Origin of the sequence: Pseudomonas sp. BF-R-24, assembly GCF_019947335.1 — a bacterium.
GTDB lineage: Bacteria > Pseudomonadota > Gammaproteobacteria > Pseudomonadales > Pseudomonadaceae > Aquipseudomonas > Aquipseudomonas jessenii.
Map to the genome: position 1 here is coordinate 1 of NZ_JAGYGG010000049.1, position 19,638 is coordinate 19,638.

The 19,638-nt window shown below is 61.3% G+C and carries 10 protein-coding genes and 1 pseudogene; 7 read left to right on the top strand and 4 right to left on the bottom strand.

Translation table 11 applies throughout. The features are described from left to right. A pseudogene (locus tag KGA98_RS25700) lies at nt 1–150 on the bottom strand (LapD/MoxY N-terminal periplasmic domain-containing protein); the annotation flags it as partial. Continuing rightward, nucleotides 143–7,645: a retention module-containing protein gene (locus tag KGA98_RS25705; RefSeq protein WP_223504396.1), complete on the bottom strand. Its 7,503-nt coding sequence runs from the start codon at nt 7,643–7,645 to the stop codon at nt 143–145. The gene KGA98_RS25705 and the pseudogene KGA98_RS25700, both read right to left, overlap by 8 nt. Before the next feature lie 587 nt (nt 7,646–8,232). On the opposite strand from KGA98_RS25705, the gene KGA98_RS25710 reads away from it, so the two are divergent. The 3 genes from KGA98_RS25710 to KGA98_RS25720 are packed head-to-tail and all read left to right on the top strand — an operon-like array spanning nt 8,233 to nt 13,132. Then, nucleotides 8,233–9,591 carry a TolC family outer membrane protein gene (locus tag KGA98_RS25710; protein ID WP_150813384.1) on the top strand — a complete coding sequence of 453 codons (1,359 nt, stop codon included), beginning with the start codon at nt 8,233–8,235 and terminating at the stop codon, nt 9,589–9,591. 16 nt (nt 9,592–9,607) lie between these two features. Next, a complete protein-coding gene (locus KGA98_RS25715) occupies nt 9,608–11,767 on the top strand; it encodes a type I secretion system permease/ATPase (protein ID WP_223504399.1) in 2,160 nt (719 codons plus the stop codon). A 9-nt stretch (nt 11,768–11,776) separates the two neighbouring features. Continuing rightward, nucleotides 11,777–13,132: an HlyD family type I secretion periplasmic adaptor subunit gene (locus KGA98_RS25720; protein WP_223504401.1), complete on the top strand. Its 1,356-nt coding sequence runs from the start codon at nt 11,777–11,779 to the stop codon at nt 13,130–13,132. A 119-nt stretch (nt 13,133–13,251) separates the two neighbouring features. Here the strand turns inward: KGA98_RS25720 and KGA98_RS25725 are convergent, their stop codons facing one another. Both KGA98_RS25725 and KGA98_RS25730 read right to left on the bottom strand, forming a co-directional pair. Then, nucleotides 13,252–13,848, bottom strand: coding sequence for a tRNA-uridine aminocarboxypropyltransferase (locus tag KGA98_RS25725; RefSeq protein ID WP_223504404.1), 597 nt, complete (start codon nt 13,846–13,848; stop codon nt 13,252–13,254). Between the two features lie 5 nt (nt 13,849–13,853). Then, nucleotides 13,854–14,747, bottom strand: coding sequence for a LysR family transcriptional regulator (locus KGA98_RS25730; RefSeq protein WP_007972518.1), 894 nt, complete (start codon nt 14,745–14,747; stop codon nt 13,854–13,856). 351 nt (nt 14,748–15,098) lie between these two features. Between KGA98_RS25730 and speB the strand changes: the two genes are divergently transcribed. The 4 genes from speB (at nt 15,099) to KGA98_RS25750 (ending at nt 19,584) form a co-directional block, all read left to right on the top strand. Further along, nucleotides 15,099–16,049 carry an agmatinase gene (gene speB, locus KGA98_RS25735; protein WP_007984912.1) on the top strand — a complete coding sequence of 317 codons (951 nt, stop codon included), beginning with the start codon at nt 15,099–15,101 and terminating at the stop codon, nt 16,047–16,049. Nucleotides 16,050–16,058: 9 nt separating this feature from the next. Continuing rightward, complete coding sequence (locus tag KGA98_RS25740) at nt 16,059–16,481, top strand: YybH family protein (RefSeq protein ID WP_223504406.1); 423 nt, start codon at nt 16,059–16,061, stop codon at nt 16,479–16,481. Between the two features lie 55 nt (nt 16,482–16,536). After that, nucleotides 16,537–18,048 carry a purine-cytosine permease family protein gene (locus KGA98_RS25745; RefSeq protein WP_223504408.1) on the top strand — a complete coding sequence of 504 codons (1,512 nt, stop codon included), beginning with the start codon at nt 16,537–16,539 and terminating at the stop codon, nt 18,046–18,048. A 156-nt stretch (nt 18,049–18,204) separates the two neighbouring features. Beyond that, nucleotides 18,205–19,584 (top strand): sodium:solute symporter, encoded by a 1,380-nt coding sequence (locus KGA98_RS25750; protein WP_223504410.1) that lies wholly within the window; start codon nt 18,205–18,207, stop codon nt 19,582–19,584. Nucleotides 19,585–19,638 lie beyond the last annotated feature (54 nt).

Genomic DNA, 19,638 nt, shown 5'->3' on the forward strand with positions numbered 1-19,638 from the left:
GCTGCCAAGGGTGCTTTCCCAGAGCTTGGCCAGGGCGAATTGCGGATTGCTCAGCACTTCGACCCGTGCCAGTTGTTCCCAGCCGCGCATGATCAGGGCATCGCCGCCCTCCGGGCGCAGGTCGACCAGGTTGACGAACCAGTCAGGCACACCGCCGATTTTTGTCGTTGCCAAGGCCGCCATTGATCATGTTGTTAGTGTTGTCGCCGGTCAGGGTGTCGTTGAAGTTCGAGCCGATGAGGTTTTCGATACCGCTCAGGGTGTCAGTGCCGGCACCTAGAGTGTTTTGCCCACCCGGCAGGCTGAGGCCGACCGTCACCCCAGCCGTGGCGTGGGCGTAACTGGCCGCGTCGATACCCGTGCCGCCATCAAGGATGTCATTGCCCTGGCCGCTGAAGAGCAGATCATTGCCGGCGCCGCCATGCAGCTCGTTGTTGCCGGAGCCGGCAGTGAGCACATCGTTGCCGTCGCCGGCATTGATGATGTTGTTGCCCGCACCCGCCACCAGTACGTCATCCCCACTGGTGCCGGTGAGGGTATGGCCGTCCTGATAGCTGATGGTCAGGTTGGCCGAGTCGCTGCCGCCGTGGTTGTCGTTGGCGGTGTAGGTGCCGTGGTAGTCCGAGGTGCCGGCCTGTACCCCGGAGTAGTTGATGGTCATGGTCAGCTGATAGTTTTCCGCCGAATTCTCATCGCTGCCACTGGTGTTGGTGATGTTGGTCAGGTGGATCTGGTAAGTGCCTTCCGCGCTTGCGGTGATGGTGCCGCCATCGGCGATGCTTACGAACGCCCCGCCGTTGAGCGAATACTCCATTGTGATGTGCCCAGGGTCCAGATTGTGATCGAGGTTGAGCGTCTCACCCTGTTTCAGTTTGACCGTGATGAGGTCCTCATTGTTGCCATTGGAGTTGTTCGTAGCGCCCAGATAGCCACTGACCACAAGCAGCGCCGTCATGGTCGCCGCGTTGGCCACAAAGGCGTTGCGCACGTTGGCCAGACTCTTGTTGGCGGGGTTGTTATTTTCACCGGCGAAGCCGATCGCGCCGGTGCCGGTGAAGTCCACGTCCTTGGCGATCCAGCCGGTGTTGAACGAAGTCGGTGTTGCCGAGAGTTGATCGCCGTTGGGGTCGGTGTCATTGGCCAGCAACAGTTCGCCCGGCACCACGACAGTGCCCGAGAGCACGTTGGTGATGACGTGGTCGTCCACCGCCACCGGAGGCGCGTTGGGGATCACTTTCACGGTCAGCGTCGAGCTGGCGAGGTCGCCATCGTTGTCGCTGGCGGTGAAGCCGATGTTCTCGGTGATCACCACCGCAGTGGTTTTCTGCGAGGTGTAGTTGTAATCGCCAGTGTCGAGGTTGATCACCAACGTGCCGCTGTTGTTGGTGGCGATGCTCACCGTGTTGTTCACGGTGTTGAAGGTGCCGTGGTTGGTGCCGCCGCTTGACGTCAACGAACCCTGGCCGCTGAGGGCGTTTGGATCGTAAGTGTAGGTAGTGCCGTCGACCACGATGGATTTGATGAAACCGCCATCAGCGCCGAACGTGCCGCCCTCACCCAGCAACGAACCGGTGACCGGTGAGCCGACCACGGTGCCGGACAGCACCGAGTTGAGTTGGTTGAGGTCAGTGACCACCACCGCATTGGTGTTGGTGTGGCTGATGCCGTCGTAGGCCAGCGGATCGAGGTTGGCGTTGCTCACGCCACTGCCCAGGCCGATCGCGTAGTTCTTGATGTTGTTGGCATCGAGGAAGGCTTTCAGCGCGGTTTCGTCGGCGGTGCCGATTTCCTGGCCGGTGGTGGGCTTGCCGTCGGAGAAGAAGTAGCCGACGTTTTGCGCACCGGTCAGTTTGCCCGAGGTGTTGAACGCGGCCTGCATGGTCACCACGGCCGCGTCGTAGTTGGTCCCGCCGTTCGCGGTGAGGCTGGCCAGCAGTGTCTTGGCGGTCGCGACATCGACCCACACAGAGGTCATGTCGGTAGCGCTGCTGCTGAAGGTGACGAGCTGCACTTTCACATCGCCGAGGTCATCGTATTTATCCAGCAAGGCACTGATGGCCTGCTTGGCCAGGGCCAGGCGCGACAGGCCCGACACGCCGGATGGGTCCGCCATGCTGCCGGAGACGTCGAGCACGATCAGCAGGTTGGAATCGATCTCCACCGCCGCCACCGAGCGATCCGTTGCCACCGCCTTGGGCACGTCATCGACAATGTTGACCACGATGGTGCTGGTGCTGCTGTTGCCCAGCGCATCGGTCGCTTTGTAGGTGAAGCTTTCACTCAGGCTGTTCGGCCCGTCGTTGGCATTCGGCAAGGTTTTCGGAGCCGAGGTCAGGGTGTAGGTATAGCTGCCGTCGGGGTTGATCAGGATCTTTCCGTAGGTGCCTGTCGCGCTGCCGACCAGGGTGTAGGTGAGCGCGCCGCTGGCACCCGAGACCGAACCGACCAGGGTCCCGGACGCGGTTTCGCCAGTGTTGCCCGGGTCGCTGCCGGTGACCGTACCGGCGATCAGGTCCAGCCCGTCCTTGCTCAGGTCGAGGGCTTTTTCGTAGACCGTCACGTCGCTATCGGGGTTGGCCTTGATCGTGCTGCTGGCGACGTCGATGGTGATGGTGGTGGTGCTTTCATCGCCATCGGCATCACGCACGGTGTAGGTGAACGTGTCAGTGGCGCCCGGATCGCCGACGGAATCCTGGTTGCTGTGATACACCGCGTTGCCGTTGGCATCGAGGGTCAGGTAGCCATAGGTGCCGTTGATCTGGTTACCCAGTCCGCCGATGGCCGAGGTCGAGGTGTTGCCGCCGGCACGCACGCCGACCACCGTCGCCGGACCATCGGCGCCGCTGGCGTCATTGCCCAGCACACTGATGTTGACGGTGCCGCCCTCCACTACCGACGACGAGTCAGGTTTGGCGCTCGGCAAGTCATCGATGATGTTGACGTTGATCTGCCCGGTCGCCGTGTCGCCATTGCTGTCGGTAGCGACGACGTTGAAGTTCTCGGTCAGGCTGTTGGCGCCGTTGGCGGTTGGATGGGCTTCGTTATCGTTGAGGGTGTAGCTGTAGCTGACCACCCCGCTCGCCGGGTTGTAATCGGTGATGGTCAGGGTGCTGCCCAGTAGCGTAACGGCCGTTTGCGGGAAGCTGGCGGCCACGCCTCCGCTGACGACAGTGATGCCGCCCACGGTCAGGGTCGTTACGCCGTCGAGTGCAGTGACGGTGAAGGTGCCGCTCTGGGTCAGGGCCGATGCGTTGGGGTTGCTGCCGTCGCCGAGATTTTTTTCGTAGACCGTCAGCTCACCGCCATACACGTTGAGGCCGTCGATGGTCACCGGATCGTCGTTGTTGTAGACATTGAGCACCAGGTTGGCGGTGCTGCTGTCGCCGTCCGAATCGGTGATTGTGTAGGTGAAGGTTTCGGTGCCGTCGCCACCACCGTACAGGGCTTTGAAATCCGCATCGCTGGTGTTGAGGGTGTAGGTGTAAGTGCCGTTGGCATTCAGCACCAGGGTGCCGTAGGTGCCGGTGAAGGTACCGGGGGTGATGGGGCCGGCGTTTTCGCCGAGCGGCACGCGGTCAGCACCTTGCACGTCGTTGGTCAGCACGTTGCCGTTGAGGGTCAGTTGGGTTTCCGAAGCCGTTGATGCATTGCTGTCGTACACGCCTTTCGGCAGGTCGTCGACGATATTCACGTCGAGGCTGCCCGTGGCGGTCGTGCCGTTATCATCGACCACGGTCACGGCAAACTGCTCAGGTAATGTGTTGGCGCCGTTAGCGGTTGGGTGGGCTTCATTGTCGTTGAGGGTGTAGCTGTAACTCACCACCCCGCTCGCCGCGTTGAACCCGGTAATGGTCAGGGTGCTGCCCAGCGGGGTGGTGATCGATTGCGGGAAGCCGGCGGCCACGCCAGCGGTGACCACGGCGATGCCGCCGACAGTCAGGGTCGTTACACCGTCGAGTGCAGTGACGGTGAAGGTGCCGCTCTGGGTCAGGGCCGATGCGTTGGGGCTGCTGCCGTCGCCGAGATTTTTTTCGTAGACCGTCAGCTCACCGCCATACACGTTGAGGCCGTCGAGGGTCACCGGATTGTCGTTGTTGGAGACGTTGAGCACCAGGTAGGCGGTACGGCTGTCGCCGTCCGAATCGGTGATTGTGTAGGTGAAGGTTTCGGTGCCGTCGCCACCACCGTGCAGGGCTTTGAAGTCGGCATCGCTGGTGTTGAGGGTGTAGGTGTAAGTGCCGTTGGCATTCAGCACCAGAGTGCCGTAGGTGCCGGTGAAGGTACCGGGAGTAATCGGGCCGGCGTTTTCGCCGAGCGGCACGCGGTCGGCGCCTTGCACGTCGTTGGTCAGCACGTTGCCGTTGAGGGTCAGTTGGGTTTCCGAAGCCGTTGATGCATTGCTGTCGTCCACACCCTTCGGCAAGTCATCGACGATGTTGACGTTGATCTGCCCGGTTGCACTGTCGCCATCGCTGTCGGTAGCGACGACGTTGAAGTTCTCGGTCAGGCTGTTGGCGCCGTTGGCGGTCGGGTGCGCTTCATTGTCGTTGAGGGTGTAGCTGTAACTCACCACGCCAGTGGCGGCGTTGAACCCGGTAATGGTCAGGGTGCTGCCCAACGGCGTGACGGCGGTTTGCGGGAAGCCTGCGGCCACACCACCGCTGACGACAGTGATGCCGCCGACGGTCAGGGTTTGCAAGCCATCGAGGGCGGTGACGGTAAACGTCCCGCTCTGGGTCAGGGCCGATGCGTTGGGGCTGCTGCCGTCGCCGAGATTTTTTTCGTAGACCGTCAGCTCACCGCCATACACGTTGAGGCCGTTGAGGGTCACCGGGTCGTCGTTGTTGTAGACGTTGAGCACCAGGTTGGCGGTACTGCTGTCGCCGTCCGAATCGGTGATTGTGTAGGTGAAGGTTTCGGTGCCGTCGCCACCGCCGTGCAATGCCTTGAAGTCGGCATCGCTGGTGTTGAGGGTGTAGGTGTAAGTGCCGTTGGCATTCAGCACCAGAGTGCCGTAGGTGCCGGTGAAGGTACCGGGGGTAATCGGGCCACTGTTTTCGCCGAGCGTCACCCGGTCAGCACCTTGCACGTCGTTGCTCAGCACGTTGCCGTTGAGGGTCAGCTGGGTTTCCGAGGCAGTGCCATTGCTGTCGCCCACGGCGTTGGGCAGGTCATCGACGATGTTCACGTCGAGTGAACCGGTGGCAGTGGTGCCGTTGTCGTCGACCACAGTCACCGCGAACTGCTCGGGCAATGTGTTGGCGCCGCTGGCGGCCGGGTGAGCTTCGTTGTCCACCAGGGTGTAGCTGTAGCTGATTACCCCGGTCGCCGCGTTGAACCCGGTAATGGTCAGGGTGCTGCCCAATGGAGTGGTGATCGATTGCGGGAAGCCGGCGGCCACGCCAGCGGTGACCACAGCGATGCCGCCGACGGTCAGGGTGGTTACGCCGTCGAGGGCGGCGACGGTGAAGGTGCCGTTCTGGGTCAGGGCAGTGGCATCCGGTGCACTGCCGTCGCTGAGGTTTTTCTCGAAGACGGTCAACTCGCCGCCCTCAGTATTCAAACCGCCAATCGTGATCGGGTCATCGTTGTTGTGGATTTGCAGCACCAGGTTGGCGGTGCTGCTGTCGCCATCGGCGTCTGTCAGCGTATAGGTGAAGGTTTCCGTGCCATTGCCGCCGCCGTGCAACGCCTGGAAGTCGGCATCGCTGGTGTTGAGGGTGTAGGTGTAAGTGCCGTTGGCATTCAGCACCAAAGTGCCGTAGGTGCCGGTGAAGGTACCGGGGGTGATCGGCCCGCTGTTTTCGCCGAGCGTCACCCGGTCCGCGCCTTGCACGTCGTTGCTCAGTACGTTGCCGTTGAGGGTCAGCAGGGTTTCCGAGGCGGTGCCATTGCTGTCGCCCACGGCGTTGGGCAGGTCGTCGACGATATTAACGTCGAGTGAACCGGTGGCAGTGGTGCCGTTGTCGTCGACCACGGTCACGGCGAACTGTTCAGGCAGGGTGTTGGCGCCGCTGGCGGCCGGGTGGGCTTCGTTGTCCACCAGGGTGTAGCTGTAGCTGACCACGCCGGTTACCGCATTGAACCCGGTAATGGTCAGGGTGCTGCCCAGTGGGGTGGTGATCGATTGCGGGAAGCCGGCGGCCACGCCAGCGGTGACCACGGCAATGCCGCCGACGGTCAGGGTGGTTACGCCGTCGAGAGCGGCAATGGTGAAGGTGCCGTTCTGGGTCAGGGCAGTGGCATCCGGTGCACTGCCGTCGCCGAGGTTTTTCTCGAAGACGGTCAACTCACCGCCCCCGGCATTCAAACCGCCAATCGTGATCGGGTCATCGTTGTTGTGGATCTGCAGTACCAGGTTGGCGGTGCTGCTGTCGCCATCGGCGTCTGTCAGCGTATAGGTGAAGGTTTCCGTGCCATTGCCGCCGCCGTGCAACGCCTGGAAGTCGGCATCGCTGGTGTTCAGGGTGTAGGTGTAAGTGCCGTTGGCATTCAGCACCAAAGTGCCGTAGGTGCCGGTGAAGTTACCGGGGGTGATCGGCCCGCTGTTTTCGCCGAGCGGCACCCGGTCCGCGCCTTGCACGTCGTTGCTCAGTACGTTGCCGTTGAGGGTCAGCAGGGTTTCCGAGGCGGTGCCATTGCTGTCATCGACTGCTTGCGGCACGTCGTCGATGATGCTGATATCCAGCGTACCGGTAATGCTGTCGCCATTGCTGTCGCTGGCCACCACGGTGACGTGTTCGGCAAGACTATTGGCACCCTCGCCGCTTGCGTGGGTTTCGGCACGGTTGAGGGTGTAGCTGTAACTGACCACGCCCGTGGCAAGATCGTAACCGGTGATGATCAAGGTACTGCCCAGAGGGGAGGTGATCGACTGCGGAAAACCTGCCGCCACACCGCCGCTGATCAAGTTGATTGCGCCGATGCTGAGGCTGGTCAGCCCGTCTGGCGCATTGATGGTGAAGGTGCCGCTTCGCGTCAGCGAAACTTCGTTCCTCGCCGAACCGTCGGCCAGGTTGGCTTCATTGACAGTCCGCTCGCCGTTCTGCTCCGACAGGCCGACGAAGGTGACCGGATTGTTCGGCACCTGCGGCGGCACCACGGGGGCTTCGTCCGCTACAGCGATGTCCGGATTAACGTTAAGGCGTTCTTCGGGAAATTCGGGAATGCCATTGAACCCGGCAGTGGGGAAGCCGATGACCGGATCGACTCGCCCGCCCACTTCTTCGAGCATGACAAAACTATGGCCACTGCCCGGGATGCCGCCCGGTACTCCGGTAGTCATGGCAGGCCCGGCAGCGGTGGCTTCAGCGGTTTGGGTCGGGTCGTCGCCCGCCGCAATGGCTTTTTGCAGCTGTTCGACATCGGTCAGTTGCGCTTCGCTCGGAGTCACCGCTTCGGTTGAGTCGATATGGGGAATCTGATTGGCGAGCAACTGCGGCGTCATCTGCATGCTGCTGTCGCGCCCGAGGGTCAGTTCCTGGCCATTTTGCAGATGTACCGCCACCGCGCCTTCAGCGCCGGTGCTCAGTCGGTCGCCAGCGAACAGCCGGTCCCCCTCGACCAAAGCACGCCGGGTGCCGTCGCTCGCAACCGCGAACACCTGACCGATGACCTTACTGACGATTCCGATGAGCGTTGCCATGTGCATTTCCTCCGCCGCCAACCGCTGTCGGCACCTTGATTGCGCGAAGAACGTGCTCATGGCTCGAGCGGGTTGTCTGGCGGATCGTGTTCCGGGTGCCGGTTTACTTGAGTAAGCCGTGGCCCCGGCAATGATCTCGCCCAGCCAGTCGCTCACGGCGCTGTTTACGATTTCGGGGAAATCCCTCTGCAATCAATGGCATCGGATCCCTATTCGCAACAACGTTGCCTGTGAGCGATGCGTAACGATCTCGAAGCACTTAAGTGACAAAAAACCGTCGCCACCAGATCGCTCGCATCCCTCCCCTCCAGCACTTCTCCGCTCTATTTCGATAAGTGGATTGGAACTTTACTCAAACCCCGATGAGCGCCCTAGAGCCCATAAAACAAGGGCTTTCTAATTGAACAATGTGCTGGATTTTGCAGAGCGCATAAGTTTTTTTTGGCATATCCGTTATGAAAAAAATTTCTTGGCTACGCTCCAGAATGTTCTTAGCTCTTTTGTTAAAGATGTGAAACAACTTTACCGGTAAATTTCGTCAAATAATTGGCGACAGACAAGCACCATCAGGAATCAGGGAGATGTACATGCGCCTATTAACCCCCGTCTGCAGCGCGGTTCTTTTGGCCATGGCCTGCTCGTCCCAAGCGCAGGCCATAACGCTGACCGAAGCGATCCAGAGCACCATTGCGACCCACCCGGAACTGGCATCCCGGGTGGACAGCCGACTGTCGGCGGATGAGGACGTGAAGGTCGCCAAAGGGGGCTTTTATCCATCGGTTGATTTGAACGCCGCCTACGGGCGCGGGTACAGCGATAACACCAATACCCGGGCGTTCGGCAATCACCACACCGAAATTCTCAATTACACCCAGTCGGAATTGCGCCTGCGGCAAATGCTCTTCGACGGGTTCAACACTTCCAATGAAGTCGAACGCACCAAAGGCGTGGTCAACTCGCGAGCCTATTACGCTCAGGGTACGGCTCAGGATCTGGCCCTGCGCACCACCGAGGTTTACCTCGAAGTCCTCAAGCGCCGCGAACTGGTGACCCTGGCCAAGAACAACCTGCAAGCGCACTTGCGGGTCAACGACCAGATCGGCCTGCGCACCCAGCGCGGCGTGGGCAGCAACGCCGATGCCGACCAGTCCAGCGCTCGCCGGGCACTGGCGGAAAACAACCTCGACACCGCCGAAGTCGATCTGGCCGATGCCGAGTCGAACTTCTATGCCGTTGTGGGGCGCATGCCCGATGAACTCGAAACTCCGCCGTCGATTCGCGGCGAAGTCCCCACCACCCTGCCCGAAGCCCAGCAGAGCATGGTGGAAAACAACCCTTACCTGAAATCCGCCCAGGCCGACGTGCAATCGGCCGAAAGCCAGTACGAAGTCGCCAAGTCGCCGTTCTACCCACGCTTCGACGCCGAGGCGGCGGTGGGCGCGAACAACAACCTGCAGGGTGACGAAGGGCACGACAACGAATGGCGGGTTGGCGTGGTGATGAACTACAACCTGTTCCGTGGCGGCAGCGACAAGGCGCGCCTGGCCTCCGACTCGCACAAGATCAACCAGGCCATGGACATCCGCAACAATGCCCTGCGCCAGCTCAACGAGAACATTCACCTGGCCTGGAACGCCATGGTCAACGCCAAGAAACAAACCCCGACCGCCCGTGAATACGCCGACACCAGTAAGCGCGTGCGCATCGCCTACCAGGATCAGTTCGGCCTCGGCCAACGGACCCTGCTGGACCTGCTCGACAGTGAAAACGAGCTCTACAACGCCAACCGTCGCTATACCGAAGTGCGCTACACCGAAGAGTTCTCGATGTACCGTGTCCTGGCGAACATGGGCCAGTTGCTGAGCAAGCAACGGGTCGTACTGCCTGCCGACGCGATCGCCCAGACCGAAGTGAAAAACGAAGCTCGTCTACCTGATATGAAGTAGTGCACGGGAGGGTTCAATGACCAGCATGGAACCCGGCAACACCGGTGTCGATCCGCGCCTGAGCTTCGATGACCCGCTTCTGGACGGTCTATTGATCCTCTGCAAACTCCACGGCGCGACGGTCAGTCGCGCCAGCCTCAGTGCCGGGCTCCCCATGGCACACCAACGCCTGAGCCTGGACCTGCTGCCCCGTGCAGCGGCCCGGGCCGGTTTGCAGGCGCGCTTGCTGCGCCGAGACCTCAAAGACATCTCCTCGCTCAACCTGCCCGTGCTGCTGCTGCTCAACAACGGCCGCACGGCTGTGCTGCGTCGTTATGGCGAGGACGGCAAGGTGCTGATCCTGCCCAGCGAAGCCGACGGCGGCGAACAATGGCTCAGCCCAGAGGAGCTGGCCGAACACTACAGTGGCCAGGCATTGTTCGCCCGGCCACGTCACGAACTCGAAGACTTGCGATCGCCGCTGGTGCCTCGGGTCCAGGCCTGGTTTCGCGATACGCTGAAGCTGTCGAAATGGCTGTACAGCGATGCGATCCTGGCGAGCTTCCTGATCAACCTGCTGGGACTGATGGTGCCGCTGTTCGTGATGCAGACCTACGATCGCGTGGTGCCGAACCAGGCCACTTCGACCTTGTGGGTGCTGGCGATCGGTTTGCTGATCGGCACGGCTTTCGAACTGGTGCTGCGAGTTGTGCGCGCGCACTTGCTGGATACCGCCGGCAAGAAAACCGATGTGATCCTGTCCGCCACCCTGTTCGAGCGCATCACCGGCATGGCGATGAAAGCACGGCCGGCGACCATCGGTGGCTTCGCCCAAAGCATTCATGACTTCCAGGGCCTGCGGGAATTTCTCACCGCCGTGACCCTCACCAGCCTGATCGACCTGCCCTTCTGCCTGCTGATGCTGCTGGTGATCGGCCTGCTCGGTGGCTGGCTGGTGGTGATCCCGATGCTGGCTTTTCCCATCACCATCATCTTCGCCATGGTGATCCAGGTGCGCCTGCGCGATACCGTGCAAAAAAGCCTCAGCCTGGGCGCCGAACGCCAGGCACTGCTGATCGAAACCCTCAGCGGCCTGGAAACCCTCAAGGCCTGCAGCGCCGAAAGCGAACGCCAGCACAAATGGGAAAGCACCCACGGCGCCCTCACCCGCCTCGACAGCCACGCGCGCAACCTCTCGGCCCTGGCCACTAACGGCACGTTGTTCATCCAGCAACTGTCCGGCATGGCAATCATCGTCGCCGGGGTCTACAGCATCATCGCCGGCAACCTCAGCGTCGGAGCCCTGGTGGCCAGTTACATGCTCGGTAGCCGGGTACTTGCACCACTGGGTCAGATCGCCGGTCTGATCACCCGCTACCAGCAAGCGCAACTGACCATGAAAAGCACCGATGCGCTGATGGGTCTGCCCCAGGAGCGCGACGCCAGACAACGGCCACTGGAGCGCACCCAACTGCAAGGCGCACTGGATGTTGTCGGCGTAACCTTCCACTACAACGGCCAAAGTGCGCCTGCCCTGGCCAATGTCAGCTTCAGTGTGAAACCCGGCGAGCGCGTCGGCATCATTGGCCGCAGCGGCTCAGGCAAAAGTACCCTGGCGCGACTGGTGATGGGCTTCTACGAACCGGATGAAGGCCAGTTGCTGCTCGATGGCCTGGACCTGCGGCAACTGGACGTCGCCGACCTGCGCCATCAAATCGGTTACGTCGCCCACGACCTGCCGCTTTTGGCCGGCAGCCTGCGCGACAACCTGACCCTCGGCGCGCGCTATATCAGCGACTCACGCATGCTCGAAGTGGCAGAGATGGCCGGCGTTACCGAACTGGCCCGGCAACACCCGCAAGGCTTCGACCGGCCCGTGGGTGAACGCGGGCAACTGTTGTCCGGCGGCCAGCGCCAGGCCGTATTGATGGCCCGGGCGATGTTGCTCGACCCGCCCATCATGCTGCTCGACGAACCCACCAGCGCCATGGACAACAGCAGCGAAGACGTCCTGCGGCAAAAACTTCACGGATGGGTCCAGGGCAAAACCATCCTGCTGGTGACCCACCGCACCTCGATGTTGAGCCTGGTGGACCGGCTGGTGGTACTGGACAACGGACGGATCGTCGCCGACGGTCCGAAAGACGCGGTCATCGATGCACTGCGCAAGGGCCGTGTCGGCTCTGCGGCCGTCTAGGAGTCGCCCATGTCTGCCGATCCAGGTTCCCGTGGCTACTTCGACAGTTTCAACAAAAGTGCCGAAACCGAGTACATGCCGGAAACCGCCGGCGCCTCCTTGCAGGACTCACCGCGCTGGTCGCGGATCACCGTGTGGCTGGCGGCCGCGCTGTTGGTCTGTGCACTGGTCTGGGCCAAATTCGCCGTGTTGCAGGAAGTGACCATGGGCGAAGGCAAGGCGATTCCGTCAAGCAAGGTCCAGGTGATCCAGAATCTGGAGGGCGGCATCGTCACTGAAATTTTCGTCCGTGAAGGACAGATGGTGAACAAGGGCGACACCTTGCTGCGCCTGGATGACACCCGCTACCTGTCGAACAAGGGCGAAAGCGAAGCTGATCGCTTTGCCTTGACCGCGCAGGTCGAACGGCTTTCGGCCGAAGCCGAAGGCCGGCCGTTCAAGCTGTCGGAAGAAGTGATCGCCAAAGCCCCGCAAGTGGCTGAAGACGAGCGTTCGTTGTACGAACAGCGGCAACGGCGACTGGCCAGCGAGCAGCGCACCCTGAGCGAACAACTTCGGCAAAAAACCCAGGAGTTAGCGGAGTTCCGCTCGAAACAGGGTCAATTCAGTTCAAGCCTGGCGTTGTTGCAACAAGAGATGAACATGTCCGCGCCGCTGGTGGGCACGGGGGCGGTGTCACCGGTGGAAATCCTGCGGCTCAAACGCAGCGCGGTGGAGATTCGCGGCTCATTGAACGCCACCACACTGGCGATTCCCCGGGCGGAATCGGCGATCAACGAAATCAAAAGCAAGATCGACGAGTCGGAGCAAACCTTCCGCTCGGAAGCCGCCAAAGAGCTGAACGAGAAACGCACTGACCTGTCGAAAATCACGGCCTCGAGCATCGCCATCGACGACCGCGTGACCCGTACCACCGTGGTCTCGCCAGTGCACGGCATCATCAAGGTGTTGAAGGTCAACACCATCGGCGGCGTGGTCCAGCCCGGCAGTGACATGGTGGAAATCGTGCCGCTGGAAGACAACCTGCTGATCGAAGCCAAGGTACGCCCACAGGACGTTGCATTCCTGCATCCGGGCCAGAAAGCCATGGTCAAGTTCAGTGCCTACGACTACACCATTTACGGCGGTCTGAGCGCCAAGCTGGAGTTGATCGGGGCTGACACCATCACCGACGATAAGGGCAACAGCTTCTATCTGATTCAGGTGCGAACCGACAAAAACCATTTGGGCGGGGATGTGAAACCACTGCTGATCATCCCGGGGATGGTGGCGACGGTGGACATTATTACCGGGGAGAAAACGGTGCTGGATTATCTGCTCAAGCCGGTGTTGAAGGCACGGACCGAGGCGATGCGGGAAAGGTAGAACTGGTTGGAAATTTCTGTGACTGTTCTGCCGTCTTCGCGAGCAAGCCCGCTCCCACACGGATCACGCTGAACCTGTGGGAGCGGGCTTGCTCGCAAAGGGGCCGTCATTGACGACGCCTACTTCGGCCCATGATTACGCTGAAAAACCTCCTCCCCCATCGCCGCAATCTGCCCCTCGATCAACGCTTCGAATGGCTTTAACAACGGCGCAAACGAAGTCGGCGCTTCGAGGGTTTCCAGCGCCTGCACAATCGCCTCCACCGTCGACAACGCCCCCGGTCCCGGTGCCTTGCGCAACCGATAGCGGGACACACCGCCCTCGGCCAGGGTCACCCTTGGCAACGCCGCCAGCAGCGGATTGAGGTGCAGCATCTTGCGTGCCTTGCGCCAGGTACCGTCCGGGACCACCAGCAGCAAGGGTTCGTCTGTCGCGGCACAAGCCTGCATCGGTTGGGCATCTTCGCCGGGAAACAGCAACCGCGCCCGATACCCCGGCTGATTCAACAGCACTGGCAAATCCTCAAACACCTCGCCGACGATCAACTCGGCATTCTTCAACCCGAGCGCCGCCAGACGCGCGGTGTTCAACGCATGATTCACTTCGCTCGGATGCTGCAACAACAGTACCCGGGTGCGGCTGTCGAGGCTGGGAATCAGCGGGCACAGGCAATGAGTTTGCGGGCGCAGACAACGCGGACATTGAACTCTGGACATCGTCTTTACGCCTGATTCAGTTGAGCTTTAAGCAAGTCGCGGAATGTCTGGATCAGCGGCTCGCGGCTACGGCCCCGCCGCACGATCATCGAGAACGGCGCTTGATAACCGAAGGTCGCCGGCAGCAGCACCCGCAAGTCACCCTTGTCGGCCCAGGCCTGGGCGTAGTGCTCCGGCAGGTAACCGATGTAGGCGCCGGACAGCACCAGGATCAACTGGGCCTCCATACTTTCTACCGTCGCGGCACTGTGCTTGAAACCGTGGCGCGCCAGTTCGGCCTGGCTCCAATAACCACGACCTACCATGCGCTGCTGGGTGATGACTTGCTCGGGAATGCGCCGCTCGTTGAACAGCGGATGCCGCGTGCTGCAATACAACCAGTGTTGTTCACGGTACAGCGGCATGTACACCAGGCCGCTCATGCGCGTGGAAAACGCACCGATGGCCAGGTCGAGACGGTTGTCCTGCACGCCGAGTTGCAATTCGTAAGGGCTCATCACCGACAGGTGCAAGTGCACGGCCGGGTGTTCCTGGCTGTAGGCGCCGATGGCTTCGGCGAACGGCAGAGCCTTGTCGCTGACGGTGGAGTCGATCACCCCCAGGTTCAAGGTACCGCGCAACTCGCCCTTGAGGGCGGCGGCGTACTGCTCGAAGCCTTCGAGTTCGCCCAACAGACGCAGGGTTTCCTGATGGAACAGCTCACCCTTGCTGGTCAGGCTGAAACCGCCACGGCCGCGATGGCACAGCACCAGGCCAAGGGCTGCTTCGAGCTGGCTCATGTAGGTGCTGATGGCCGACGTCGAGAGATTGAGCTCCTGCTGGGCGTTGGCGAACCCCTGATGGCGCACCACGCTGACGAAGATGCGCAATAGTTTCAGGTCGGGTAAAGCGTTGGCCATGGAAATGCTCCGATCTCGGGGTGACGCGCAATGCTCGAATCAATGCAAATCCTTGTGGGAGCGAGCTTGCTCGCGATGAGGGCGTAACAGCCAACATCAATGTTGACTGACCCACCGCTATCGCGAGCAAGCTCGCTCCCACCAGGTTTGTTCCCGGCATTGGGTTTTGCGTATGGGGTGAAGTCTAACGCCGCCACTTCCATTAGTTTAGAAAAATCTGAACTAAGTATTTGCCCGTAGCGATTCTTCCCGGCCACTACATTTCGCAGAATCGGCGCCACAAGGTGCGCTCGTCCCTTCCGTGAACGGCGCAACCGACATAAATAAAACAACGACGATGAGGCCCTACCCGTGGACAAGATTCTTCACCAACCACTGGGCGGCAACGAAATGCCGCGCTTCGGCGGCATCGCCACCATGATGCGACTCCCCCATTTGAATACCGCTGCCGGCCTGGACGCTGCCTTCGTAGGCGTGCCCCTGGACATCGGTACCTCCCTGCGCCCCGGCACCCGCTTCGGGCCTCGCGAAATCCGCGCTGAATCGGTAATGATTCGCCCGTACAACATGGCCACCGGTGCTGCGCCGTTCGACTCGCTGTCGGTTGCCGACATTGGCGACATCGCGATCAACACCTTCAACCTGCTGGATGCCGTACGGATCATTGAAGAGTCCTACGACAACATCCTCGAACACGACGTGATCCCGCTGACCCTGGGCGGCGACCACACCATCACCCTGCCGATCCTGCGTGCCATCCATAAAAAGCACGGCAAGGTCGGCCTGGTGCACATCGATGCCCACGCCGATGTGAACGATCACATGTTCGGCGAGAAAATCGCCCACGGCACCACCTTCCGTCGCGCCGTTGAAGAAGGCCTGCTGGACCCGGACCGTGTCGTGCAGATCGGCCTGCGCGCCCAGGGCTACACCGCTGACGACTTCAACTGGAGCCGCAACCAGGGCTTCCGTGTGGTTCAGGCTGAAGAGTGCTGGCACAAATCGCTGGAGCCCTTGATGGCTGAAGTCCGCGAAAAAGTCGGCGGCGGTCCTGTTTACCTGAGCTTCGACATCGACGGCATCGACCCGGCCTGGGCACCTGGCACCGGTACCCCGGAAATCGGCGGTCTGACGACCATTCAGGCAATCGAGATCGTTCGTGGCTGCCAAGGCCTCGACCTGGTCGGTTGCGATCTGGTAGAAGTCTCGCCCGCTTACGACACCACCGGCAACACCTCGCTGCTGGCCGCCAACCTGCTGTACGAAATGCTCTGCGTACTGCCTGGCGTAGTCCACCGCTGAGGATCGGTCATGAGCGAACGTGATCAGGTTCTCAAAGCCGCCGCCGATCTGGTGTCCGCTTTTGCCCGTAACGATCGCGAAGCCTACTTCGGCGCGTTCAGCGCCGATGCCAGCTTCGTCTTCTACCCCCTCGAACAGCCCCTGCTGTCGCGCGACGCCTATCAGGCGTTGTGGGACGGCTGGCGCTCTGAGGATGGCTTCGAGGTGCTCTCGTGCACTTCAAGCAACGCTTTCGTCAGCCTGCAGGGTGACGTGGCGATTTTCATCCATGACGTGGCCACCGAGTTGCGCATGCAAGGGGAGCAACACTTCAGCCAGGAGCGCGAGACGATTGTTTTCAAGAAACAAGCGTCTGGCCAAGAACAACAAGGCCTATGGCTGGCCTGCCACGAACATTTATCCGCGATGCCGGAAGGGCTGCCACCCCCTTAGCCAACACAGGTGACGCTCACGCACGATGAGCGCGCCTTTATGATCGGAGCTGATCATGAATAACAAAAACAACGAAAAAAGCCTTAGCAGCATCGAAACAAACGGGGTCGAACAGATCCCGGACAATGAGCGTGACGCCAAGCCCAGCGATCTGTTTCGCCTGATCTTCGGCGGCGCCAACACCTTTGCCACCGCCGTGCTCGGCAGTTTCCCGGTGCTGTTCGGCCTGTCCTTTCAGGCTGGCGTCTGGGCGATTGTGCTGGGCGTGGTACTCGGTGCGCTGATCCTGGCGCCGATGGGCCTGTTCGGACCCATCAACGGCACCAACAACGCCGTCTCTTCCGGTGCGCACTTCGGCGTGCACGGGCGAATCGTCGGTTCGTTCCTGTCGCTGCTGACCGCTATCGCGTTTTTCTCGCTCTCCGTATGGAGTTCGGGCGATGCACTGGTGGGCGGTGCCAAACGCCTGATCGATCTACCGGAAACCGATCTGACCCTGGGCCTGGCCTACGGTCTGTTCGCGCTGCTGGTATTGACCGTGTGCATCTATGGTTTCCGCTTCATGCTGTGGGTCAACCGCATTGCGGTGTGGGCGGCCAGCCTGCTGTTCCTGCTGGGCGTTTTCGCTTTCGCCCCTGCATTCGACAGTCAGTACGCCGGCACCGTAGCCATGGGCCAGGCCGGATTCTGGGCTGCGTTCATCGGGGCAGCATTGGTCGCCATGAGCAACCCGATCTCCTTTGGTGCGTTCCTCGGTGACTGGTCGCGCTACATCCCCCGTGATACGCCCAAAGGCCGGATCATGGTGTCGGTGATTGCCGCGCAACTCGCCACGCTGATTCCGTTCCTGTTCGGCCTCGTCACCGCCACTATCGTAGCGGTCAAGGCACCGGACTACATCGCGGCCAACAACTACGTCGGCGGCCTGCTGGCGGTATCGCCGAGCTGGTTCTTCCTGCCGGTGTGCCTGATCGCGGTCATCGGCGGCATGTCCACCGGCACCACTTCGCTGTACGGCACCGGCCTGGACATGTCCAGCGTGTTCCCTCGGGTGCTGTCGCGGGTCAAGGCCACGCTGCTGATCGGTGTGATGTCGATTGCCTTCATCTTCATCGGGCGCTTCGCGGCCAACCTGGTACAGAGCGTGTCGACCTTCGCCGTGCTGATCATCACCTGCACCACCCCGTGGATGGTGATCATGATCATCGGCCTGCTGGTGCGTCGCGGCTTCTACTGCCCGGATGACCTGCAAGTGTTCACCCGCGGCGAGAAAGGTGGCCGCTACTGGTTCACCCACGGCTGGAACTGGCGAGGCCTGGGTGCCTGGATCCCGAGCGCGGCCGTTGGCCTGTGCTTCGTGAACCTGCCGGGTCAGTTTGTCGGGCCGCTGGGCGAAATGGCCGGTGGTATCGACATCAGCCTGCCGGTGACCCTGGGCCTGGCCTCGGTGGTGTACCTGGTTCTGCTGAGCCTGTTCCCGGAATCGAGCGCAGTGTTCGGTCCAAACGACCCTCGCAGCAAGAGCACGGATTCGCTCGCTAAACCGGCGATGCGTCAAGCCGCCTGATTCAACGCGTTCCCCCTGTGGGAGCGGGCTTGCTCGCGAAAGCGATCGGTCAGTCACATCAATGTTGAATGTGCCGCCGTCTTCGCGAGCAAGCCCGCTCCCACAAGGGATTGATTTTCAGCCTCACATAAAAAAGACAATCGGAGACACGCCACAATGGCTTTGGATTTATTCGTCGTACTCATCTACGCCGCCGCGATGCTGATACTCGGCTACTACGGCATGCGCAAGGCCAAGACCAACGAAGACTTTTTGGTCGCCGGTCGTAACCTCGGCCCAAGCCTGTACATGGGCACCATGGCTGCCACCGTCCTGGGCGGTGCGTCCACCGTGGGCACCGTGCGTCTGGGCTACGTGCATGGCATCTCCGGCTTCTGGCTGTGTGCCGCACTGGGTTGCGGGATCGTGGCGCTGAACCTGTTCCTCGCCAAACCGCTGCTGAAACTGAAGATCTACACCGTTACCCAGGTCCTGGAAAAACGCTACAACCCGATGGCCCGCTCCGCGAGCGCGGTGATCATGCTGGCCTACGCGCTGATGATCGGCGTGACCTCGATCCTGGCGATCGGCACTGTGCTGCAAGTGCTGTTCGGCCTGCCGTTCTGGATCTCGGTCCTGCTCGGCGGCGGCGTCGTGGTGATCTACTCGGCCATTGGCGGCATGTGGTCCCTGACCCTGACCGACATCGTTCAGTTCGTGATCAAGACTGTCGGCCTGATGTTCATCCTGTTGCCGATCTGCCTGTACCGCGTTGGCGGTTGGGATGAGTTGGTAATGAAACTGCCGGCGGCGAGCTTCAGCTTCACCACCATCGGCTGGGACACCATCATCACCTACTTCATGATCTACTTCTTCGGCATCCTGATCGGTCAGGACATCTGGCAACGGGTGTTCACCGTCAAGACCGCCAAAGTGGCTCAGGTTGCCGGTACCGCTGCCGGTATCTACTGCATCCTCTACGGCCTGGCCTGCGCCCTGATCGGCATGGCTGCACACGTACTGATCCCGGATCTCGACAACGTCAACAACGCCTTCGCTGCGATCGTGAAACTGTCCCTGCCGGACGGTATCCGTGGTCTGGTGATCGCTGCCGCACTGGCCGCCATGATGTCCACCGCCAGCGCCGGCCTGCTGGCCGCCGCCACCACCCTGACCGAAGACCTGCTGCCGAAACTGCGTGGCGGTAAACAGTCGAGCCTGGCGATCAACCGCCTGTTCACCCTGTTGACCGGCATCGTGGTACTGGGCATCGCTCTGATCGTGAACGACGTGATCAGCGCCCTGACCCTGGCCTACAACCTGTTGGTAGGCGGCATGCTGATCCCGCTGATGGGTGCGATTTTCTGGAAGCGCGCTACCACCGCCGGCGCTATCGCCAGCATGGGCATGGGCTTCGCCACCGCGCTGCTGTTCATGTTCAAGGACGGTCTGGACGCCAACACCCCGATCTACTACAGCCTCGGTGTAGGCCTGGTGAGTTTCGTGGTGGTGAGCTTGACGTCCCGCCGCACGGCAGCAGTGGCCAGCGCTGCCTAAGCTGAACATAACGACTTGATGCTTTCTTCGACGAGTGTGGCGTCGGTTGCCACA